The sequence below is a fragment of the Tateyamaria sp. syn59 genome (assembly GCF_007995245.1).
Lineage (GTDB): Bacteria > Pseudomonadota > Alphaproteobacteria > Rhodobacterales > Rhodobacteraceae > Tateyamaria.
This window is the reverse complement of the sequence record NZ_VCBA01000008.1, coordinates 109,467-130,907: the sequence shown is the minus strand read 5'-3', so window position 1 is coordinate 130,907 and position 21,441 is coordinate 109,467. Positions and strand designations below refer to the sequence as shown.

The following is a 21,441-nucleotide window of genomic DNA, read 5'->3' as shown; positions in this document are numbered from 1 at the left end:
GTCAGGCCCCTTTCGCGACTACGATCATGGAGGTCGCGGTGCGGTGGCGGATCTTCATGACCTCTTGGTATTCGGGGTCGTTATAGGCTGCCAAAGCGGCCTCGTAGGTCGGGAATTCAAAGACGACGTGGCGGGAAAACTCCGGCCCTTCCATCGACTGGGCGTCGCCGCCGCGGACCAGTGGCACAGCGCCGTGGGACAGCAGGATCGGCGTGTCCTTTTCGACGTACTCCTTGTACGCCTCCGGGTCGTTCACGGTAATGTGGCCGATGATGTAGCCTTTTGGCATTCTCGTTCCCCCTGGTGAGCAAGGCGGGGGACACCCCCGCCTTACGATTTGTGTGCAGTAAGGCGGACGTGTCGTCCGCCAAACCGTGGCTTATTGCGCCAGCCACGCCTGGAATTTGGCGTCGATGTCGTCGCGGTAGTCCGCCCAGAACTCGTAGTTATAGAGGAACGTGTTCGCGGCGTTGTCCGGGTCGGTCGGCATATGTGGCGCCATGTCGATGCCCAGTTCCGCGTGCTGACCCACCAGCGGGGCAGACGATGCGCGGGCAGGACCGTACGAGATGTACTTGGCCTGATCTGCCAGACGCTGCGTGTCGGTCGCGAACTTGATGAAGTCACGCGCACGTGCTTCGCGTTCGGGGCTCAGACCGGCAGGGATGATCCAACCGTCAAGGTCGAACACCTGCGCGTCCCAGAGCATGCCGATAGGCTGGTCCTGCTCTTCGATCGCGGCGAACAGACGACCGTTATAGGTCGAGCCCATGATCACTTCGCCATCGGCCAGCAGTTGCGGAGTGTCGGCACCGGCGGACCACCAGATCACGTCGTCCTTGATGGTGGCGAGCTTGTCCAGCGCCTGTTGCTGACCTTCGTCGGTCGCCAGCACGTCATAAACGTCGTCCTTGGCCACGCCGTCACAGAGCAGCGCCCATTCCATGTTGTTGATCGGACGCTTTTCAAGCGACCGCTTGCCGGGATAGGTCTCGGTGTCGAAGACCGCGCAGACCTCTGTCGGAGGGGTGTCGCCAACCAGGTCCGTGCGGTAGCCGAAGGTGGTCGAGTACACGATCTGCGGGATAAAGCAGTCGCTGACCAGCAGGTCACCGAAGTCGTCCGTTGCCGATGTGCCGTCGGGGGCCGCGGCCAAATCCTCGTCCGGGTCGATCTCCAGCGCCAGACCTTCGTCGCACAGGCGGATCGCGTCAGCGGCCACAACGTCAACGACGTCCCATGTGATGCTGCCGGCTTCGTTCATAGCGCGCAGTTTCGCCACGGCCTCGGCCGAGCTTTCGTCCCAAACGGCAGTGACGCCGGGGTTCATTTCCAGGTAGGGCTCAACATAGGCCTTTTGCTGGCTGTTCTGGTAGGCACCGCCCCAGCTGACAAGGGTCATGTCGTTGGCCATATCATCGGCGAATGCGGTGCCGGTGGCGACCGTCAAAGCCGTTGTGGCAAGTAGGGTCTTGGTGAGTTTCATGAACTTACTCCCATTGTTAACGCCCGTTTGAATTGTCGCGAAGGTCGGACCACGGGCGCAGCCCAAACCTTCTTCCCCATGCTCAGGCGTCCAGCGCCCGGCAATCCTGTGGCAACCACCCGATGTCGATCTGGGTGCCCGGTGTCAGGCGGACCTGATCCGGGGCGTTGCGTGTTTTGATGACGAAATCATCGTTTCCGGCGACGCGCAGGCGCGTGCGGAAGATGTCGCCCATATATATAAATTCCAGCACCTCTGCCTTGAGCGTGTGGGCATCCGGGCTGAGTCGTTCCTTGTTCATCTCGACCCGTTCGGGGCGGATGGAAACGCGGGTGCGTTGACCGACTTCGGTGACGTTCACGGGCTTTGCGTCGATGATTTCGCCATCGTCGAGCGTGACCTCGCACTGGTCGCCAGTGATCTTGCTGATCTTGCCCATCAGCGTGTTGTTTTCACCGATGAACTGCGCAACGAAACTGTTTTCGGGCTCTTCATACAGCTGATCCGGCGGGGCCAATTGCTGGATCCGACCGTCGTCAAATACGGCAACCCGATCCGACATGGTCAGCGCTTCGGTTTGGTCGTGGGTCACGTAGACGGTCGTGATGCCCAGATCGTGGGCCAGCCGTGTGATCTCGAATTGCAGGGTCTCGCGCAGTTGCTTGTCGAGCGCGCCCAGCGGTTCGTCCATCAGCACCAGTTCCGGTTCAAACACCAGCGCGCGGGCCAGCGCGATCCGCTGCTGCTGCCCGCCGGACAGTTGCGCCGGACGGCGCCCTGCGAAATCCTGCATCTGCACCATACCCAGAGCGCGCATGATCTTTTCCTCGCGCTCGGACTTTCCGACCTTGCGCACTTCCAGCGGAAAGCTCAGGTTTTCAGCCACCGTCATGTGCGGGAATAGCGCGTAGTTCTGAAACACCATCCCAATGCCGCGCTTGTGCGGCGGGATATTGTTGATCGGGCGACCGTCCAACTTGATCTCGCCGTGGGTGGCCGTCTCAAACCCCGCGAGCATCATCAGGCAGGTCGTCTTGCCGGACCCGGACGGCCCGAGCATCGTCAGGAACTCGCCCTTGGGCATGGAGAGGTTGAGATCTTTGACGACGAGGATCTCGCCATCATAACTTTTCTGCACGCGTTCGAATTCGACGAACGCCTGGTCGGTCGCAGTGTTGGCCAAACTTGGCTCCCCGTTCTTGTGGCGATCTGACGCCGCCGCTTTGCGCAAACTAAACCGGGGCCGCCCGCGCATTGCAACCAACTATGACACAAAAGCGGATTTGGTAGCCCAATCCGGTCGGAATCACTGCATTGATGTGCGTTTTCAGGTCATGTGCCCGCGCACTGCAGGCGGCAATCGCATGGAATCAAAGCACATTGGCTCACGCTGCGGGCGTGAGCATGTCGCCGTCTTTCAACTGGGCATAGCATTCGTCCAGCGCCATCCGGGCGCGGCGGCCCAGTTCCGCAATCTCGTCGGGGGTGATGATCAGAGGCGGCGAGATCACCATGCGGTCATAGACGTGCCGCATCACCAAGTTGTTGGCAAAGCAACGCTCGCGGCACATGAAGCCGGCGGTTCCTGCCTCCATCGCGAACTTGGCGCGGTTGTCTTTGTGCGGGGTGAGCGCGAGCGATCCCATCATGCCGGTGATCGTCGTTTCGCCGACAAGCGGGTGGTCAGCGAGGCCATGCCACATCTCGTGCAGGGCGGGCATGGCAACGTTTCGAACGTGGTCCAGCACGTTCTCTTCTTCGAGGATGCGCAGATTTTCCAGCGCGACGGCCGCGGCGACCGGATGGCCAGAGTACGTGTAGCCGTGGTTAAACTCGCCTGAGCCGATGACCTCTGCCACTTCGTCGCAGATGATGGAGCCGCCGATGGGCTGGTAGCCGGACGACAGACCCTTGGCGATGGTCATGATGTGCGGCTTGATTCCAAGGGTTTGCGAGCCGAACCAGTTGCCGGTTCGGCCAAAGCCACAGATCACCTCGTCCGCAATCAGCAGGATCTCGTATTTGTCGCAGATGCGCTGGATTTCGGGCCAGTAGGTCTCGGGCGGGATGATTACGCCGCCCGCACCTTGGATCGGTTCGGCGATGAACGCAGCGATGTTGTCCTCACCATGCTCCAGGATCGCAACCTCCAGTTGTTTCGCGCGCGAAACACCAAACTCCTCTGGCGTCATATCGCCACCTTCAGCCCACCAGTTCGGCTGGTCGATATGGACGATGCCCGGAATCGGCATACCACCTTGCGCGTGCATGGCCGTCATGCCGCCCAGGCTGCCCGATCCGACGGACGAGCCGTGATAGGCGTTCTTCCGGCTGATCACGATCTGCTTGTCCGGCTTGCCCTTGAGCGCCCAATAGGTCCGGACCATGCGCAGGTTGGTGTCGTTCGCTTCGGACCCGGACCCGGCAAAGAAGACGTGGTTCAGATCACCGGGCGCCAGTTCCGCGATCTTTTGGGCCAGCGCAATGGCAGGCACGTGGGTCGTCTGAAAGAAGGTGTTGTAGTAGGGCAGTTCGCGCATCTGCCGTGCGGCCACGTCGGCCAACTCACTGCGCCCGTAGCCAATGTTCACGCACCACAGACCCGCCATGCCGTCGAGGATCTCGTTCCCATCGCTGTCGTACAGGAACACGTCCTTGGCCCGCGTGATCACCCGCGCGCCTTTGGCCGCCAGTTCCCCGCCTGCCGTGAACGGGTGCATGTGGTGGGCCGCGTCCAGCGCTTGCAATTCTGACGTGGGCAGGTGGTTGGTGATGGCGGGCATGGGCACCTCGGGGCTAGAGCAACGTGCCGAGAATATGGGCAACGCCTGCGCCGTCAATGCGGCATGTGCAATCCCGCTGGACGCGTGAGACAAAACTTGTTTTCATACATGCTGACCCGGGGTTACCGGGCGTGATACGGGGAGTTTATCATGAAACCGACTATGCTGAGCACGGTCGCAGCCATTGCCCTCGCGGGTGCTGCCGCTGCGGAAGATGTGCGCGTCTACAACTGGTCCGACTACATCGATGAAGAGTTGCTGACCAAGTTTGAGGAAGAGACGGGCATCAATCTGATCTACGATGTATTCGACAGCAACGAGGTGCTGGAAACCAAGATGCTGGCCGGGTCGTCCGGCTATGACGTCGTGGTGCCAACCGGCACGTTCCTGCAACGCCAGATCGCGGCGGGCGTCTTTCAACCGCTCGATACATCGCAGCTGCCGAACCTCGAAAACATGTGGGACGTGATCGAAGAACGGACTGCGACCTACGACCCCGACAATGCCTATTCGATCAACTACATGTGGGGCACCACTGGCCTTGGCGTGAATACCGGCAAAGTCACGGAAATTCTGGGTGAGGATGCACCAATCGGATCGCTTTCGCTGATCTTTGATCCGGCCAATATGGAAAAGCTGGCCGCTTGCGGTGTGCATTTCCTGGACGCCCCGACAGAGATGATCCCGGCGGCCCTGACCTATGCCGGTCTGCCATCGGATTCCAAGGACCAGGACGATCTGGCCAAGGCCGAAGAAGTGATCATGGCCGTCCGTCCCTACATTCAGAAATTCCATTCGTCTGAATACATCAACGCGTTGGCCAACGGTGACATCTGCGTGGCCTTTGGCTGGTCGGGCGACATTCTGCAGGCCCGCGACCGCGCGGCCGAAGCGGAAAACGGTGTCGACATTGCCTACACCGCGCCCACAGAAGGCGCGCTGATGTGGTTTGACCAGATGGCGATCCCGGCGGATGCGCCGAACCCTGAAGGTGCCCATGCATTCCTGAACTTCATCATGGATGCGCAGAACATGGCGCAGGCGTCGAACTATGTTTACTACGCCAACGGCAACGCGGCATCCAAAGAGTTTCTGCTTGAGGATGTGATCGGCGACACCGCGATCTACCCGGACGAAGCGGCGCTTGAAAACCTGTACACGGTGACACCCTGGGGCGCGCGCGATCAGCGCAACCTGACGCGCACCTGGACCAAGATCAAGTCAGGCACCTGAGCCTGATTTCGGGCGCGGAGGTTCCCTTCGCGCTCTACTTCTTTTGAACGGATTCCCCTTTGGCAGAGACTGTTTTCGCCCCCTGGGACGACCCGACTGAAAAACCGCTGATCCGGTTTCGCAACGTGACCAAGCGGTTTGGCGACTTCACCGCCATCGACGACCTGACCCTCGACATCTTTGAGCGCGAGTTCTTTGCCCTGCTGGGCCCGTCGGGCTGCGGCAAGACGACGATGATGCGGATGCTGGCGGGGTTCGAGAACCCGACCGAAGGGGCGATTGAGCTGGCGGGTCAGGACATCGCCGGGGTGCCGGCGAACAAGCGGGCGGTGAACATGATGTTCCAGTCCTATGCGCTGTTTCCGCACCTGACCGTCTGGGACAACATTGCCTTTGGCCTGCGGCGCGAGAGCAAGGACAAGGCGGCCATTGCCGCGCGTGTCGAAGAGATGCTGAAGCTGACGCGGCTGGAAAAGTTCGCCCGCCGCAAACCGCACCAGATTTCCGGCGGCCAGCGGCAGCGTGTTGCGCTGGCCCGGTCGCTGGCGAAGGCGCCAAAGCTGTTGTTGCTGGATGAGCCGTTGGGCGCGCTCGATGCGAAACTGCGCGAGGCGACGCAGTTCGAGCTGATGGATATTCAGGAAAAGACCGGCACGACCTTTGTCATCGTCACCCATGATCAGGAAGAGGCGATGACCGTTGCCAGCCGTGTCGCGGTGATGGACGAGGGGCGTGTGATGCAGGTCTCTACCCCCGAGCGGATCTATGAAGCGCCCGACAGTGTCTACGTCGCGGATTTCATTGGGGACGTGAACCTGCTGCACGGGACGGCGACGCCGTCGGGCGACGAGACCTATGCCGTGACATGGTCGGCCAATGAGGCGCCTGTGCAAGCGGCAAGCACACGGTCGTTTTCGACCGGCCAGACCTGTCACTTGGCCATCCGGCCAGAGAAGGTGGCGATCTACAAGGACAAGCCCGAGGCCGATAATGCCGTGCAGGGCAAGGTGCTGGACATCGCCTATCTGGGCAACCTGTCGACCTATCACGTGGAACTTCCCACGGGTGACATCATCAAGGCGCAGGTCGCCAACACGCGCCGCATCTCGCGCCGGGATTTCACTTGGGAAGACCCGGTCTGGGTCAGCTGGTCCAAGACCGCAGGGGTCTTGCTCGCGGAATGAGGCGCGCGGTCCTCATAGCGGTGCCTTATTTCTGGCTGCTGGCGCTGTTCCTGATCCCGTTCGCGGTGGTCTTCAAAATCTCGTTGTCGGACATCGCGCTGGCCATACCGCCCTATACGCCCACGGCCAAGGACGGCATCTGGACCATGCTGTCGCAACTGGATTTCGAGAACTTCGTCTTTCTGACCCAAGACGATCTCTATTGGAAAGCCTATGTCAGTTCGCTGCAGATCGCGCTGATTTCGACCGTTCTGACACTGCTGGTGGGGTACCCGATGGCCTATGCCATGGCCCGCGCGCCGGAGCAGTGGCGGCCGACGCTTCTGATGCTGGTGATCTTGCCGTTCTGGACGTCGTTCCTGATCCGCGTCTACGCGTGGGTGGGCATCCTGTCGGGCGAGGGGTTTCTGAACCAGTTCCTGCTGTGGATCGGGATCATTGATGCGCCGCTGACCATCCTGAATACGAACATCGCGGTCTATATCGGCATCGTCTACACCTACCTGCCCTTCATGATCCTGCCGATCTATTCGGCTCTGGATCGGCTTGATGGGTCATTGATCGAGGCGGCGGAGGATCTGGGATGTTCGCGGATCAGGGCGTTCTGGCTTGTCACCATTCCGCTGTCGCGCAACGGGATCATTGCGGGCTGTTTCCTGGTGTTCATCCCCGCGCTGGGCGAGTTCGTGATCCCGTCCCTGCTGGGCGGGTCTGGCACGCTGATGATCGGCAAGGTGCTGTTCGAGGAGTTCTTCTCCAACCGCGACTGGCCGGTGGCGTCGGCGGTGGCCGTGATCCTGCTATTGATCCTGATTATCCCGATTGTGCTGTTCCAGCGCAATGAGCAGAAGCAGGTTGAGGACGGCTCATGACCCGCTTGTCCCCGTTCAATGTCGTATCGCTGACGCTGGGCTTTGTGTTCCTGTATGTGCCGATGCTGATCCTCGTGATCTACAGCTTCAACGCGTCGCAGCTGGTCACGGTCTGGGCCGGATTTTCCACCAGATGGTATGGCGAGTTGCTGTCGAACGATGCCTTTCTGGATGCTGCTTGGGTGACGCTGCGGGTGGCCGTGATTTCATCGACCATCGCGACCGTCCTTGGAACGATGGCCGCATATGTCCTGGTCCGGGGCGGTCGGTTCATGGGGCGCACGCTGTTTTCGGGGATGATTTATGCCCCTCTGGTGATGCCCGAGGTGATCACCGGGCTGTCGCTGTTGTTGCTGTTTATCGGTCTGGGCCTGGACCGTGGTGTGCTGACCATCGTGCTGGCGCATACGACATTTTCCATGTGCTTTGTGTCGGTCGTGGTGTCGTCACGTCTGGTCAGTTTTGATCGGTCGCTTGAGGAGGCTGCCCTTGATCTGGGCGCGTCGCCGTGGGATGCGTTTCGCCTTGTGACACTGCCGATCATCGCGCCTGCGGTGATCTCGGGGTGGCTTCTGGCCTTTACGCTCAGCCTGGATGATCTGGTGATTGCCTCCTTCACCTCGGGGCCGTCGGCGACGACCCTGCCGATGAAGATCTGGTCGTCCGTCCGCCTTGGCGTTAGCCCCGAGATCAATGCACTGAGCACCATTCTGATCGGTCTGGTGACGGTCGGTGTCATTGCGGCGTCGCTCGCCTCGAAACATGCCGCATTGCGCGCCAAGCGGGACGAGCAAGCCGCCGCGCGCGCGGCGTGAAACGCATCTTTTCCAGCTTTGCGTATGGGGACGGTCCGCGTGCCGGATGCTGGTGGGATGAGACAGCCGAACTGCCGGGCTTTCCCAAGCTGACGGGCGAGGCGAGATGCGATGTCGCGATTGTGGGCGCAGGATTTACCGGCCTGGCCGCTGCACTGGCCCTTGCCCAACAAGGCGCGCAAGTGGCGGTGCTGGAGGCATCGACCGTCGGTTGGGGGGCGTCTGGACGCAACGGTGGATTTTCCTGTTTGGGCGGCAGCATGCGCAGTGACGCGGGCCTGGACCTCCATTACGGTGTGGCGGCGCGGCGGGAATGGCGGCAGACGGAACGCGAAGCGGTGGAGGGTGCTGACCGGCTTGTGTCCGAGCTTGGTCTGGATGTGGATCGCCATTCTGCCGGTGAGACCTGTCTCGCGCATCGGCCACGGGATGTCGCCGCGTTGCGCGGTCATATGCAGGCGGTCCGGGAGAACTATGGCGTTGAGCCTGAGTTTCTGTCCGCCACCGATCTGGCGGTGGAAGGAATGTCCGGGCCGTTTCACGGTGGCCTGACAGTTCCGATTGGCTTTGGCCTCAACCCGCGCAAGCTTTTGGCCGGTTTGGTGCAAGCCTGCGTGGCGCATGGGGTTGCGATTTACGAAGATACGGCAGCAATGGACATTGCGCCCGGACGCGTCATCGGCACGCAAGGCACCTTGCATGCACCACAGATCGTGATCGCGACCAACGGGTATTCGAGTGAGGATGTGCCGGATTGGATGGCGGGGCGTTACATGCCGGCGCAATCGTCGGTGATCGTGACGCGTCCCCTAACGTCGGAGGAATTGGAAGCGCAGGGCTGGACCAGTGATCAGATGGCGTATGACACCCGCAATCTGCTGCATTACTTCCGCCTCATGCCGGATCGCAGGTTTCTGTTTGGGATGCGCGGGGGGTTGCGTGCGTCACCAGTGGCTGAGCGCGCAGCACACACCGCTGTTTTGCGTGATTTCAGGCGGATGTTTAGGGCGTGGTCCGATGTAGAGGTGACGCATGGCTGGTCCGGCCTCGTGTGCCTGGCACGAGACAGGGTTCCATTTGTGGGTGCCGTTCCGGGTATGTCTGGTGTGTTTGCGGGGTTCGCCTATCACGGCAACGGCGTCGCGATGGGTCTTCATTGCGGCGGGATGCTTGCGCGCCTTGTGCACGGTTCACAGCCAGTCCGTATTCCAGCCGTCGTTGCGCGTCCCGCAAAGAGGTTTCCGCTTGGTGGCTTCCGCAGGGTTCTAATGCCCGGCGTATATATGGCGCTGAAAGCAGCGGACGCCTTGCCCTAGGTCGGTTCGCGTAGCCCGGTCACGTTCTGTGCCAGCACCATATAGCCGCTGTTCAGCACCAGCAGGGTCGATCCGTTGTCGATGCGTGCTTCGGTGACGCGGTTGTAGGCGAGGGCGGGTTCCGTCAATAAGGTCTCGCCGTTCGCGGCGCTTTCAATCTGCAATGTGTATTCCCCGTGCGGCAAGGTCGTACCTGCCGGAGTTTTGCCATCCCAGACATAGGGTTCTGCGCTGAGTGGCATGCTGTGACGCGCAACCTCGGTTCCTTGCGCATTGGTGACGATCAAAGTGACTTCATCGGCGGCGACCGGCGGATTGGGTGCGATGGTTACGGGCGCTCCCTCATATTTGACGGGCCCTTGCACCAACGCCTCCATGCCGATCCAGTTTGCCGCGCTGGCCATGTCATTCGCGCCAAGGGCGGAGAGCATCTCTTGCATCAGGTCATTTGTCATGACCTGCTGCTCGACCATCGAAAACTGTGCAAGCTGCGCCGCGTATTCCGAGGAATCGATGGGTTCCAGAGGATCCTGGTACTCGGCTTGTGCGGTGAGCATTTGCAGGAACACTTCGAAATCCGAACTCAGGACGCTCGACGTGGCTGCCGTGCCCAAGCTGTTGTTTTGCGCCGCGGCGCTTGAAGATACTTGATTGATGTCCATGGTTCAGAACCTCATGTCTATGCCAGCGGGCGCGTTCAGACGCGCGGGCGTATGTTTGGGAGTTGCATGCTGTGGGTCGGCGACGTCATCCAGGGGTACGCTACGTGCCTGAGCACCATCTTCCAGCTGCTTATCGGCACCATCAGACCGGTTCTGCCCACCTTGAAACGAGAATGAGACGTCCTCGTATCCCAGCGCGTTCAGTGACTTGCCAAGGTCGTCGATTGTCCTGCGCATCAGATCGAGGGTATCAGCGCGGTCTGCCGTAATGGTGACGGTCATCCCGGTTTCCAGCGTCGTCATCACCAGGCGCACGCGGCCAAGCTCCGTGGGGTTGAGTGCGATTTCAATCGGTTTGTCCGGCGCCTTTCGAAAGGCTTCGGCGATGGCATGCAAGATCGGCGGCGGCAACTCGGCCCGCTGCAATTGCGCGGTCATAGTTGTGGTCGGATGGGTGGTGCCGGGGCGTAAATCCCACACCACATCATCCGCGATCTGGGCAACGTCCGTTTGAACGGTGGGGCGGTGCAGCGCATCGCCTGCCATCATGACCCGTGTTGGAGACTTCATGTTCGCCGTCAGTACATCCGGTGTCACCGCGGTCATCGGAGCAGTATTTCTGGCCTGCACCATCTCGATGACCTGCGATCCGCGTGCTGGTTGGAATTCGGCGAAATGGCGATCGACCGTCCGGGTTTGAGGCGTGGCCTCTGCCAGTCTGTGTTTTTCACGGGCAAGGACGCCAGGTGCTTGCAGCTGGGTCTTTGTGTTTTCGGGATCTGCTGTTTGCAGACTCGTTGCGCCCGTTGGCGCTTTGGCCGGATATGTGCCGTTCTGCCAGTGTGCGCCGACGGGATGATGCTGTGCGGACGGTTGGCCTTGTGCTTGACCCGACGCGTTTGCAGGTGACGGCTGCAATTGGAGCTTGAGCCTACCGGCGGCCATGGCTTGCTTGACCGGTAGGTTAGCGCCTGACCGCTGTTGTGACGCCGCTTGATCTGTGACCGCGACGTTCATTTTGTTCGTCACGTGCTCAACATCGGCAACGTAGGTGTGCCGGGTTTTCGGCCCTTCAACCGGTACATCTGTTATGCGTGGCGACGTGTTGTGCGCAGTGATCTGCGCGCCTCTGTCGTCGGTTTTGCTGACCTGTGTCGTCGATAAACCCTGAACGACTGCAGAAATTGGTGACGGTTTATACCCGACATTCTGTTTGTCTGCGTCACGCGCCGAAGTCGCAAGTGACGCGTTTGCAGGCGCGTCCAGAGGCAATGTGCCGTCCTTCTCTGCTGCACTGTGATCGGCCGCGGTGTGCGGCGCTGTGGTGGTCTTCTTTTCTTGCTCGGCCATTGCGGGGACTTGCTGGATGTGCTCGTCCGTTTTCGCTTCGGCAGGTGACGCTTCGTTTGACAGAACGTCCTGCTGATCAGTCTGGACTGTTGGCACAACGGTTTCGGACAGCTGTATGTCGGAGATGACCGACCCGAAATGTCGCGAGAACGAGACATCTGCAAGCTGGCCATTTGCGCGTTCGACCCGCTCTCCGTGATGGGGAGTCGGCAGGTTGGGGGCGCCATTTTCAAAAAGTTGCACGCATTTCTCCGGGATTCTTCCGCGTTTGGTACAAAATGGCCCGCGTATAGTTACCGGTTCTTTACCGCTGTTCCGCAATGTCGCGAAAAGTCCGTCGAATTCTAAGGAACACAGATGATAGCTCATTCGATACAGCCTCAGATCGTGACCAAACCGGATGCAAACGATGCCGCGTTACGTCATGCCGCGCAAAAACTTGAAGCCGCTTTTCTGGCGGAAATGCTGAAATCAGCGGGACTTGGTGAAAGTCGGGACGCGTTTGGAGGCGGTGCAGGGGAAGATCAGTTTTCGTCATTCCTGGTGCAGGCCCAGGCCGAGAAAATGGTCGAGGCCGGTGGCATCGGGTTGGCCGAATCGCTGTTTGAGTCACTTAAGGAGCGTGAAAATGGCGCATGAATATATAGCGACCGTCATAGACGAACTCGATGACCTGCTTGATGCCGAACGCACCGCGTTGCTGGCTGGCAACCTTGATGAGGTGAAGCGATTGTTCGAGCGGAAGACCAATCTCGTCGAAACCCTGAGTCGATTGGAAAGTGCAGAAACGGCAGGTTTCGCAGAGTTGCGGCACAAGGTGGAAAGAAACCAGGATCTGCTTCAGTCGGCGACAGAAGGTGTGAAATCCGTCGCACGCCGGTTGTCTGCAATTCGCAGGGTCCGCGAATCCCTTGAAACTTATGATGCGCGCGGGCGGCGAAAAAAGGTCGACGTGAAAACAACGACAACACTCGAAAAAAGAGCGTGACACAGATTGATTCAAATCTGCGGTTTTCAGGTTGGGGGTTTTTAGCAAAGCGTTAGGCAGTTCCCTTCAAAGGTAAGCGTGCACTTGAAAACAGGTGGCGCATGTCCTGAGAAGGGGTGTGCATTTGTCAGAACGGCAGTTTTGTCGTCCCGCAAGGGGCGGGACGTTAACCAGGGCGCAAAGCGCCGTGACAAAAGGAAATGCACATGTCGAGCATTCTGACCAACAACAGCGCCATGGTTGCGCTGCAGACGCTGAAGTCGATCAACAAAAACCTCGCGATGACCCAGAGCGAGATTTCCACTGGTAAATCCGTGGCGAATGCCAAGGACAATTCGGCCATCTGGGCGATTTCCAAGGTGATGGAATCGGATGTCAAAGGCTTCAAGGCCGTGTCCGAAAGCCTGTCGCTGGGTGAAAGCACCGTTGCTGTTGCGCGAAACGCCTCGGAAACGGTGACGGATCTGCTGACCGAAATGAAAGGTCGCATCGTTGCTGCACAAGAAGAAAACGTGGATCGCGATGCGATTCAGGAAGACATCGTTGCGCTGCGTGACCAGATCACGTCCGTCGTGGGTGCCGCGCAGTTCAACGGCCTCAACCTGCTTGATGGGTCAAGCACAGACGCTCTGAACATTCTGTCGTCGCTGGACCGCTCGTCCGATGGCTCCGTCTCTGCGCGTCAGATCGAAGTGGATCGTCAAAACCTCGCCGTGACTGGTAATGTCAGCTCCCAGTCGCTCGGGATAACCGCGGCGGCTGATCAGGCGACGGCCAACGATTATATCCAGGCCGGCACCGATGACACCAACTTCGCCCTCGGGACCGACTACGATCGTGATGATCCTGCAACCGCCACTTCGACCATTTCAGATGGTGGCAACCTGGACTTCACGTTCACCCAAGTTGCAGAAGGCATCAGCTACTCGATCACCATCGATGATCTGAACATCAATACTGCCGATGGCAGCAGCACACTTGGTATCCGGACGTTTGAATATGTGGCCACTGCCGACGACTCTGTAAACGATGTCGCGCGCCAACTGGGCAATCAGATTCAATCGTTCTTTGATGCTGCTACTGCTTCGGGTGAGGGCTACTCTGTGACCTTCGATCCGCTTGCGGCTGGTGACGACAATACGTTCCGGATCACCAACGCAACCGGCGGCGGTACTGATGATATCCTCGTCTTCACCGAGGTGTCTGAAGACGGCACGCCAGGCGCCAACGGTGCCAACGGCCTGGCCGCTGTGCAAACTATTGATGTGACCACAGACACTGGTGCGACAAACGCTTTGGGTGCCATTGACGAGCTGATCCAGACATCCATCGACGCAGCTGCATCGTTTGGCTCCGCTCAAACCCAGATCGAAACGCAGTCGGATTTCATTGGCAAATTGTCCGACTCGCTGAAATCCGGGATCGGTTCACTGGTCGACGCGGATATGGAAGAGGTATCGGCCCGCTTGCAGGCGCTGCAGACGCAGCAGCAGTTGGGTGTTCAGTCGCTGTCGATCGCCAACCAAGCGCCGCAGACCATCCTGTCGCTGTTCCGTTAAAGTCAATGAAGAAGGCGCGCACAGACCGCGCCTTCTTCGCCCATTCCAATTGAGCAGGTGAAACCTTGAACGCGATGTCCCAAGCCCTGAAGGGCTATGCAGAACACGCTACGTCGACAAAAAGTGGGCGCAGGTCAGAATACGAGGTGGTTGCAAAAGTCACCAAGCAGCTGCGCGACAGCGCGGTTGAGGCCAAGACAAACTTCGCGGCGTTCGCAAACGCGCTGCACATGAATCAACGGCTTTGGACAGCTCTGGTCGTTGACGTGGCAGATGAGGCCAATCCACTGCCAGACGAGTTGAAAGCGCGTATCATGTACCTTGCTGATTTCACCCGCCACCACACAAAGCGCGTCTTGCGTGAAAACGCATCCGTTTTGCCATTGCTGGAGATCAACATGGCCGTTCTGCGCGGCCTGAAAGCAGAAGGTGGCACCCAATGAGCGGGCTTATCCTGAAACTGAGCCCGAAGGAACGTGTCCTTATCAACGGGGCTGTCATAGAGAATGGCGAGCGAAGAAGCCGCTTGGCCATCATGACACCAAACGCACACATCCTGCGTTTGCGCGATGCAGTGCATCCAGAGGATGCGAAAACCCCGGTAAAACGCGTCTGCTATGCGGTTCAACTGGTTTTGTCCGGTGACAGCGATCAGGACGAGGCGCGGCATCCGCTTTTGCGCAGCATCGAGGAATTGAGCCAGGTGTTTGTCGATGCCGATAGTCGCAAGCACTTGGATATCGCATCGCATGCCCTCGTCACGGGTGATCATTACCGCTGTCTCAAGGCGCTTCGCGCGTTGATGCCGCGGGAAGAGCGGTTGCTGGCTGCAGGTCACTAGCAATGTATCAGCCAGTTCTCATTTCATCCGGACTTGTCGGTTGGCAGTTCCTGCAGCGCACGTATGACCAGCAGCTCGCCACCTTCAGCCAATCGGCCCAGGTGAAACGGGACACGGATCATTTTCTGGAGAAAATCGGGTCCATCACGACGGCGGAAGAACTCGTCTCTGACCGTCAGGTTCTGACGGTTGCTTTGGGCGCATTTGGTCTGTCCGATGACATCAATAATACGTTCTTCATCCAGAAGATGCTTGATGAAGGCACAACGGCGAGCGATTCGCTTGCAAACCGGTTTTCGGACAGTCGCTACCGCGACTTTTCTGAGGCGTTCGGTCTGGGACCGAATGAAGTCCGAGGCAGCCTGTTTTCCGAATTTGGCCCGGATATAGTTCGCAAGTTCGAAGCGAACAGTTTCGAAGTCGCCGCCGGCAACCAGGATGAAAGCATGCGTATTGCGCTTTATGCCGAACGCACGGTGCCCGATGTCGTTCAAGGCGACGGCAGCGATGCATCAAAGTGGTTCAACATAATGGGCCAACCGCCTCTGCGCAGTCTTTTTGAAACCGCACTTGGTTTGCCGGAGGCGTTCGGTCAGGTCGACATTGATCAACAGCTTGAAGTGTTTCAGGACCGTGCGGAACGCATTCTGGGCGTGTCGGATCCCGCCGAGTTTGCAAATGATGAGACGCTGGAGCGATTGATCACCACGTACTTCGCACGTGCTCAAATAGCGGAGATTGGCGGCGGCGCTTCGGGCGCTTCGATTGCGCTGACACTTCTAAGTTCGTGAGCCGGTTTCCATTCGCCGCCTGACGTCCTCGACCCTTCCTAAACCAGCGTCTCTGTCCCGACACTATGCGCGCATGTTGCGCCCATTCGTGCTTTTTACCCCTGCTCGTCGCAGTGCAAGGCCCAGCTGATCAAAGCTGTGCGCACAGCCATGTTCGTGGACCAGGGACATGGTCTTGTCCAAATGCGGCCATGCCTGGATTGCCATATCAATGTCCTGATCCGTGCCTTGGCTGTACAGGCCCGCATTGATCATCATCTGGTTCTGCGTGAACACGCTCATCAGTTTCCTGACCTGAGCGATTGTTTCATTTTCTGCCTGCGTTGCAGCGCTCGGCAGGCTTCTTGAAACGGAACGCAGGACATCGATCGCCGGAAAGCGACCGCGTTCTGCAATGTCCCGATCCAAAACAACATGCCCATCCAGCACACCGCGCAAGACATCTGCAATGGGTTCTTCCATGTCAGAACCGGCAACCAGAACACTGAAGACCGCGGTGATGTCGCCCTGGTCCGGACCACCGGGCCCAGCGCGTTCGCAAAGTGACATGATCAAATGCGACGTCGACGCCGGAAAGCCCCGCAGAACGGGCGCCTCACCTGCGGCGCTGGCCACTTCACGATGTGCTTCTGCAAAACGTGTCACCGAGTCGGCGAGAAACAGAACGGATTGCCCCTCGTCTCTGAAGTGTTCCGCCACCGCCATGGCCGTCCAGGCGCATCGACGCCGTACGAGCGGAGATTGATCAGATGTCGCCGCAACGACAACGGCTTTGGCCATTCCGGTCGCGCCGAGAACCTCATCGACGAAGTGCCGTACCTCGCGCCCACGCTCACCGATCATTGCGATGACAACCACATCCGCCGACATGTGCTTTGCCAATTGTCCCATCAGGCTGGACTTTCCGACTCCTGACCCTGCGAACAAGCCAATTCTTTGCCCGCGGACGATGGGCAACATCGTGTCAAACACGAGATGGCCGGTGTCCATCCGCGCGCCCAATGGCCGCCGAGACGCTGCCGGAGGCGGGCTGTTTTTCAACGGCCGCGATGTCAGGCCACGCGCAAGCGGACGTCCATCCAGCGGCTCACCGTTCGGATCCACGATACGGCCCAGCCAGGTCTCATTCGGCGCAATCCTGTTTTGCGTATCAATCTTCACACGGTCATTCAGGGCAACACCGTCAAATGCGCCATCGGGAATGACGGTTGCATCATGCTGAGACAATTGCACAATTTCCGCCGACAGCGGGCCGCCGGATTGCCGGGAGATCGACACACGATCGCCGATCCGACCCACGCCATTCAGGCCGGACACTGTCAGCACGTTGCCATGCGTTCCACTTATTCGACCAATTGGTTGGGCGACCCGAACCTCGGAAAGCTGGGCTTGAAGCATTTGCAATCTCATGGCGTGGCGCATTGGAGTCTCCTGACATCTGCAAACAGTTTCTTAGGGAATCACAGTTAAGCGTTGATTGAAATTCACGAGGGAGAAGCCCCGATGTTTCAGAACCTGACAATCTTCGAAACTGCGCACGCTATGGCAGTGCATGCAGGCCAGAAGCAGGCTGTGATCGCGCAGAACATCGCGAACGCGGATACGCCTGGATATGTGGCCCGTGACATTCCGAACTTTGCCGAAACCTACGCCCCTGCATCGTCAGGTGCGGTGTCACAACGCGCAACACGGTCAGAGCACATGCACGGCAGCCCGATCGGCGACGTCCGCGCCATGCTTCAGGAAGATCGTTCATTTGCTGCACCTGACGGCAACAGCGTTTCGATTGAGACAGAGATGTTGCGCGCAACGGATGCCAAACGCCAACACGACCGGTCTTTGGCTATCTACAAAAGCACGCTGACCATTCTGCGCGCCAGCCTTGGTCGTCAGTAGGAGGCTGCGATGAATGAATTTGCAAAATCGTTGTCCGTGTCGGCAAGCGGATTGAAAGCGCAGGCGTCCCGGCTGCGGCACCTTTCAGAAAATATCTCGAACGCTGACACGCCGGGCTACCGACGCAAAACCATAGCGTTCCGCACGGAGTTTGATGCAGGGCGCGGGGTCGCGAGCGTTGAGGTCGGGCGCATGTCACTGGATGATCGCCCCCTGGTGCGTGTCTACGACCCCTCGCATCCGATGGCCGATACAAGCGGGCATTATGACGGGTCAAATGTTGATCTGATGATTGAGCTGGCTGACGCCCGCGAAGCGCAACGCAGCTATGAGGCCAATTTGAAGATGTTCGAACAGGCGAGACAGATGTCGTCGAGCCTGATGCAATTGTTGCGCCGTTGATCGCGCATTGAAGGAGATCCAGAATGGAAATCGGTACACTCTCAGCCGCTCAGAATTATGCGGCTTTGCGTCCGGCGACACGACCCGGTGATGGGGAAGGGGCCAGCGTTTTCGGCAAGGTGGCCATGGACTTTGCGCAGACGCTCGCGCACGGTGAACAAGTGGCGAAGGATGCCATGGTCGGCAAAGCTGACCCGCACTCCCTTGTTCAGGCGCTCGCCCAGACAGAGTTGGCGGTGGAAACTGCGGTCACGGTCCGCAACAAGGTTGTGGAAGCGTATCAGGAAATCCTTCGGATGCCTGTGTGATATGCTGAATGAGGTCCTGTTTTTCGATACGATGCGACAAGGATTGTGGATTGCGGTCCTCGTATCAGCGCCCATTCTGATCATCGCGCTTGTCGCTGGTGTGTCCATCGGGTTGGTCCAAGCGCTGACCTCTATCCAGGAAATGACACTGACATTCGTTCCGAAACTCGCGGCCATCGTGCTCGTGTTTTGGCTGACCATGGGCTTCATGACACAGACGCTCGTGTCGTTCTTTCAGAGCAGGATCATCCCACTGGTGATCGGAGGATAAGATGGACAGTACCGGTTACATCGCGCTGAGCCGTCAATCAGGTCTCATGCGCGAAATGCAAATCGTCGCAAATAACATCGCCAACAGCGCGACCACCGGATACCGGCAGGAAGGCCTTGTTTTTTCGGAGTATGTTCAAGGCATTGAAGGTGGTGCATCCTTGTCGATGGGCCACGGCAACGTGCGCCATACGTCTTTTGTGCAAGGCACTCTGACACAAACGGGCGGGACGTTCGATTTTGCAATTGAAGGCGATGGTTTCTTTTTGATCCAGACGCCGGAGGGTGAACGTGTGACCCGTGCGGGTAACTTTTCTCCCAATGCAGAAGGCGATCTGGTGACGCCGGATGGTCATGCCGTCCTCGATGCAGGCGGCGCGCCCGTGTTCATTCCGCCCGGTGCAAAGTCCCTGTCTGTGTCGCCGGATGGCTCGATCAGTGCTGATGGTGCATTCGTCGGACAAATTGGGCTGGTGCAGCCCGCTGACCCGACAACGCTCACACGCGAAGGCGGGGTGCTCTTTCGTTCCGACGATGGATTTGAGCCGTCCGAAACCGCGCGGATGCTGCACGGTTTCGTGGAAGACTCAAACGTGGACCCGATCGGTCAGCTCGCTCGCATGATCGAGATTCAGCGCGCCTATGAGATGGGTCAGAATTTTTTGAATTCCGAAGATGAACGCGTCCGCCGTGCGATGGATGCGATGTTGAAATCAAGTTGAGGAGACGCACATGCGCGCCCTGAAAATCGCGGCCACGGGGATGTTGGCCCAGCAAATGCGGGTTGAAACGATCTCGAATAACCTCGCGAATATGAGCACGACAGGCTACAATGCGCGCCGTGCCGAGTTTGCGGATCTGCATTACCAGCAGATGACGCGACCGGGCGCCATCAATGCGTCCGATGGCACGGTTCTGCCCACCGGTGTGCAGCTTGGACTGGGCGTGCGTCCTGCGGCGGTGTCTGTTCATCTTGCGCAAGGTTCGCTGGCCGCAACAAATGGCGATCTGGATGTGGCGATTGACGGCAATGGGTATCTCGAAGTCACCTTGCCGTCGGGTCAGACCGGATACACCCGCGATGGCGCGCTCAAGCGAACTGGCGAAGGCTTGATCGTGACGTCGGATGGGTATCCGGTTGCACCGGAAATCGTCATTCCCGAGGATGCACGCAGCATTTCGATCAATGGCGACGGTGAGGTTTACGCCTACTTCGCGGATGCTGCGGCCGGGCAGCTGATCGGCCAGTTCAACCTGACCGGGTTCTCAAATCCCAAGGGTTTGGAAGCGCTTGGCAGCAATCTCTTTGCGGAAACGGATGCGTCTGGTCCGCCGATTGTGACCACGCCCGGTCTCGATGGTTTGGGAACGCTGCGCCAAGGCTACCTCGAAGAAAGCTCGGTCGATGCTGTCCGGGAAATCACTGACCTGATTGCCGCACAGCGCGGTTACGAGATGAACTCCAAGGTGATTTCCGCGGCCGATCAGATGATGGGGGCGATGACGCAGGTTCGGTGATGCGCTGGATTGGCATATTGCTTTTGACCGCCGGTATTGCGTCCGCCGATATGGTCACTCCGACGCGTACGTTGCGTCCGGGTACTGTGATCACAGCGGCCGACCTTGTTTTGCGTGATGCGGCGCATCCCGGCACCTTTGATCGGGTGTTGGATGTGGTCGGGCAGGAGGCGCGGGTCGCGCTTTATGCCGGGCGCCCGATCCCTTTCGAGGCGATTGGCCCACCCGCGATCATCAATCGCAATCAAATCGTGCCGCTCTTTTTTAACGTCGGCGGACTTTCCATCACGACGGATGGGCGTGCGTTGGAACGTGGTGGGATCGGCGACCGGATCCGGGTGATGAACTTGAGTTCGCGCGCCACACTCTTCGGTTTTGTTCAGGAAGACGGCTCTATCAAGGTGACCAGATGACCAATTTAAATCCAAAGTTTCCCGCTCTTAAAGCGACGGCTTTTCTGGCGCTGGGCCTGATCGCAGCGTGCGGTCGCGGCGATCACCTTGGCAAAGCGCCGAGTTTTTCGAACCCGCTTGAGACGCGAGAACATTCGGCAATGGTCGGCGCGACGCTGCCCCTTGCGGTTGAAGATGCGGGGCCGACCGACAGTGCGTCGCTGTGGAGCGGGCAACGATCGTCGCTGCTGGGCGATCGTCGCGCGATGCAGCGCGGTGACATCATGACCGTCGTCATTGAAATTGATGAAAGCGCAGAAATCTCAAATGAAACCGACCGATCCCGGAGCGGCACGGAAAGCTTGCAAGTTCCACAACTGGGCGGTCTACCGCAGCGGTTGGATGAAAAACTTCCTGCTGGCGCATCCTCTTCAGACCTGGTGTCGATTACATCCAGCTCGGGATCGAGCGGGGACGGATCGGTGAAACGTGAAGAGAAGTTGACACTGCGCGTTGCGGCCACGGTGATTGATGTTCTTCCGAACGGCATCCTGTCGATTTCCGGATCGCAGGAGTTGCGTGTCAATTTCGAGATGCGGGAGTTGCTGGTCTCCGGCTACGTCCGACCGGCGGACATTTCGCGGCAAAATGAGATTACGTATGACAAGATTGCCCAAGCACGTGTGTCTTACGGGGGTCGCGGCCAGATTACCGATGTGCAACAACCCCGGATTGGTCAGCAGGTCCTTGATGCAATTCTGCCTTTCTAGGAGGG

26 protein-coding genes are annotated in these 21,441 nt (G+C 58.9%); 19 read left to right on the top strand and 7 right to left on the bottom strand.

From position 1 onward, the window contains the following. Position 1 precedes the first annotated feature (1 nt). From FD715_RS15970 to FD715_RS15955, 4 genes are all read right to left on the bottom strand, one after another. On the bottom strand, positions 2-289 hold the full coding sequence (locus FD715_RS15970; RefSeq protein ID WP_147111938.1) for a DUF1330 domain-containing protein: 288 nt from the start codon (positions 287-289) through the stop codon (positions 2-4). 90 nt (positions 290-379) lie between these two features. Then, positions 380-1,486 carry an extracellular solute-binding protein gene (locus tag FD715_RS15965; RefSeq protein WP_147111935.1) on the bottom strand — a complete coding sequence of 369 codons (1,107 nt, stop codon included), beginning with the start codon at positions 1,484-1,486 and terminating at the stop codon, positions 380-382. 82 nt (positions 1,487-1,568) lie between these two features. Next, positions 1,569-2,669 (bottom strand): ABC transporter ATP-binding protein, encoded by a 1,101-nt coding sequence (locus tag FD715_RS15960; protein ID WP_147111932.1) that lies wholly within the window; start codon positions 2,667-2,669, stop codon positions 1,569-1,571. Between the two features lie 202 nt (positions 2,670-2,871). Next, positions 2,872-4,269 carry an aspartate aminotransferase family protein gene (locus FD715_RS15955; RefSeq protein ID WP_147111929.1) on the bottom strand — a complete coding sequence of 466 codons (1,398 nt, stop codon included), beginning with the start codon at positions 4,267-4,269 and terminating at the stop codon, positions 2,872-2,874. Between the two features lie 150 nt (positions 4,270-4,419). On the opposite strand from FD715_RS15955, the gene FD715_RS15950 reads away from it, so the two are divergent. The 5 genes from FD715_RS15950 to FD715_RS15930 are packed head-to-tail and all read left to right on the top strand — an operon-like array spanning position 4,420 to position 9,689. Next, positions 4,420-5,502: a polyamine ABC transporter substrate-binding protein gene (locus FD715_RS15950; protein WP_147111926.1), complete on the top strand. Its 1,083-nt coding sequence runs from the start codon at positions 4,420-4,422 to the stop codon at positions 5,500-5,502. Positions 5,503-5,561: 59 nt separating this feature from the next. Continuing rightward, on the top strand, positions 5,562-6,686 hold the full coding sequence (locus FD715_RS15945) for an ABC transporter ATP-binding protein (protein ID WP_147111923.1): 1,125 nt from the start codon (positions 5,562-5,564) through the stop codon (positions 6,684-6,686). Beyond that, complete coding sequence (locus tag FD715_RS15940; RefSeq protein WP_147111920.1) at positions 6,683-7,558, top strand: ABC transporter permease subunit; 876 nt, start codon at positions 6,683-6,685, stop codon at positions 7,556-7,558. The genes FD715_RS15945 and FD715_RS15940 overlap by 4 nt, the downstream gene beginning before the upstream one ends. Next, entirely contained in the window at positions 7,555-8,373 is an 819-nt protein-coding gene (locus FD715_RS15935; RefSeq protein ID WP_147111917.1) for an ABC transporter permease subunit, read from the top strand. The genes FD715_RS15940 and FD715_RS15935 overlap by 4 nt, the downstream gene beginning before the upstream one ends. After that, entirely contained in the window at positions 8,370-9,689 is a 1,320-nt protein-coding gene (locus FD715_RS15930) for an FAD-binding oxidoreductase (RefSeq protein ID WP_147111914.1), read from the top strand. The genes FD715_RS15935 and FD715_RS15930 overlap by 4 nt, the downstream gene beginning before the upstream one ends. On the opposite strand, the gene FD715_RS15925 is transcribed toward FD715_RS15930, so the two are convergent. Both FD715_RS15925 and FD715_RS15920 read right to left on the bottom strand, forming a co-directional pair. Next, the gene (locus tag FD715_RS15925; protein WP_147111912.1) at positions 9,686-10,351 is read right to left on the bottom strand and encodes a flagellar hook capping FlgD N-terminal domain-containing protein; all 666 of its coding nucleotides are present in this window, start codon (positions 10,349-10,351) and stop codon (positions 9,686-9,688) included. The genes FD715_RS15930 and FD715_RS15925 overlap by 4 nt on opposite strands. A 3-nt stretch (positions 10,352-10,354) precedes the next feature. Beyond that, positions 10,355-12,070, bottom strand: a complete 1,716-nt coding sequence (locus FD715_RS15920; protein ID WP_147111909.1) for a flagellar hook-length control protein FliK — start codon at positions 12,068-12,070, stop codon at positions 10,355-10,357. Here FD715_RS15920 and FD715_RS15915 point away from each other — a divergent pair. The 6 genes from FD715_RS15915 to FD715_RS15890 all read left to right on the top strand — a co-directional run bounded on the left by FD715_RS15915 (position 12,059) and on the right by FD715_RS15890 (position 15,880). Next, positions 12,059-12,340 (top strand): rod-binding protein, encoded by a 282-nt coding sequence (locus tag FD715_RS15915; protein ID WP_147111906.1) that lies wholly within the window; start codon positions 12,059-12,061, stop codon positions 12,338-12,340. The genes FD715_RS15920 and FD715_RS15915 overlap by 12 nt on opposite strands. Then, entirely contained in the window at positions 12,330-12,689 is a 360-nt protein-coding gene (locus FD715_RS15910; protein ID WP_223274919.1) for a flagellar biosynthesis protein FlgN, read from the top strand. The genes FD715_RS15915 and FD715_RS15910 overlap by 11 nt, the downstream gene beginning before the upstream one ends. A gap of 206 nt (positions 12,690-12,895) precedes the next feature. Next, positions 12,896-14,248 (top strand): flagellin, encoded by a 1,353-nt coding sequence (locus FD715_RS15905; RefSeq protein WP_147111903.1) that lies wholly within the window; start codon positions 12,896-12,898, stop codon positions 14,246-14,248. 74 nt (positions 14,249-14,322) lie between these two features. Then, entirely contained in the window at positions 14,323-14,691 is a 369-nt protein-coding gene (gene flaF, locus FD715_RS15900) for a flagellar biosynthesis regulator FlaF (protein WP_147111900.1), read from the top strand. After that, positions 14,688-15,089 carry a flagellar biosynthesis repressor FlbT gene (flbT, locus tag FD715_RS15895; protein WP_147111898.1) on the top strand — a complete coding sequence of 134 codons (402 nt, stop codon included), beginning with the start codon at positions 14,688-14,690 and terminating at the stop codon, positions 15,087-15,089. The genes flaF and flbT overlap by 4 nt, the downstream gene beginning before the upstream one ends. 2 nt (positions 15,090-15,091) lie before the next feature. Next, positions 15,092-15,880, top strand: coding sequence for a DUF1217 domain-containing protein (locus FD715_RS15890; protein WP_147111895.1), 789 nt, complete (start codon positions 15,092-15,094; stop codon positions 15,878-15,880). 63 nt (positions 15,881-15,943) lie between these two features. Here the strand turns inward: FD715_RS15890 and FD715_RS15885 are convergent, their stop codons facing one another. Beyond that, on the bottom strand, positions 15,944-17,278 hold the full coding sequence (locus FD715_RS15885) for a FliI/YscN family ATPase (protein WP_255450655.1): 1,335 nt from the start codon (positions 17,276-17,278) through the stop codon (positions 15,944-15,946). Between the two features lie 105 nt (positions 17,279-17,383). Between FD715_RS15885 and FD715_RS15880 the strand changes: the two genes are divergently transcribed. From FD715_RS15880 to flgH, 8 genes are read left to right on the top strand one after another with little or no spacing between them, the layout of a single operon-like run. After that, positions 17,384-17,776 (top strand): FlgB family protein, encoded by a 393-nt coding sequence (locus FD715_RS15880; protein ID WP_147111890.1) that lies wholly within the window; start codon positions 17,384-17,386, stop codon positions 17,774-17,776. A 9-nt stretch (positions 17,777-17,785) separates the two neighbouring features. After that, a complete protein-coding gene (gene flgC / locus FD715_RS15875) occupies positions 17,786-18,178 on the top strand; it encodes a flagellar basal body rod protein FlgC (protein WP_147111888.1) in 393 nt (130 codons plus the stop codon). 23 nt (positions 18,179-18,201) lie between these two features. Next, positions 18,202-18,486 (top strand): flagellar hook-basal body complex protein FliE, encoded by a 285-nt coding sequence (gene fliE / locus FD715_RS15870; protein WP_147111885.1) that lies wholly within the window; start codon positions 18,202-18,204, stop codon positions 18,484-18,486. Position 18,487: 1 nt separating this feature from the next. Then, on the top strand, positions 18,488-18,757 hold the full coding sequence (locus FD715_RS15865; RefSeq protein ID WP_147111883.1) for a flagellar biosynthetic protein FliQ: 270 nt from the start codon (positions 18,488-18,490) through the stop codon (positions 18,755-18,757). A 1-nt stretch (position 18,758) separates the two neighbouring features. Continuing rightward, entirely contained in the window at positions 18,759-19,478 is a 720-nt protein-coding gene (locus FD715_RS15860; RefSeq protein WP_147111880.1) for a flagellar hook-basal body complex protein, read from the top strand. A gap of 10 nt (positions 19,479-19,488) precedes the next feature. Continuing rightward, complete coding sequence (gene flgG, locus FD715_RS15855) at positions 19,489-20,274, top strand: flagellar basal-body rod protein FlgG (protein WP_147111877.1); 786 nt, start codon at positions 19,489-19,491, stop codon at positions 20,272-20,274. Next, entirely contained in the window at positions 20,274-20,687 is a 414-nt protein-coding gene (flgA, locus tag FD715_RS15850) for a flagellar basal body P-ring formation chaperone FlgA (protein WP_147111874.1), read from the top strand. The genes flgG and flgA overlap by 1 nt, the downstream gene beginning before the upstream one ends. Continuing rightward, complete coding sequence (gene flgH / locus FD715_RS15845; RefSeq protein ID WP_147111871.1) at positions 20,684-21,436, top strand: flagellar basal body L-ring protein FlgH; 753 nt, start codon at positions 20,684-20,686, stop codon at positions 21,434-21,436. The genes flgA and flgH overlap by 4 nt, the downstream gene beginning before the upstream one ends. Positions 21,437-21,441: the final 5 nt, after the last annotated feature.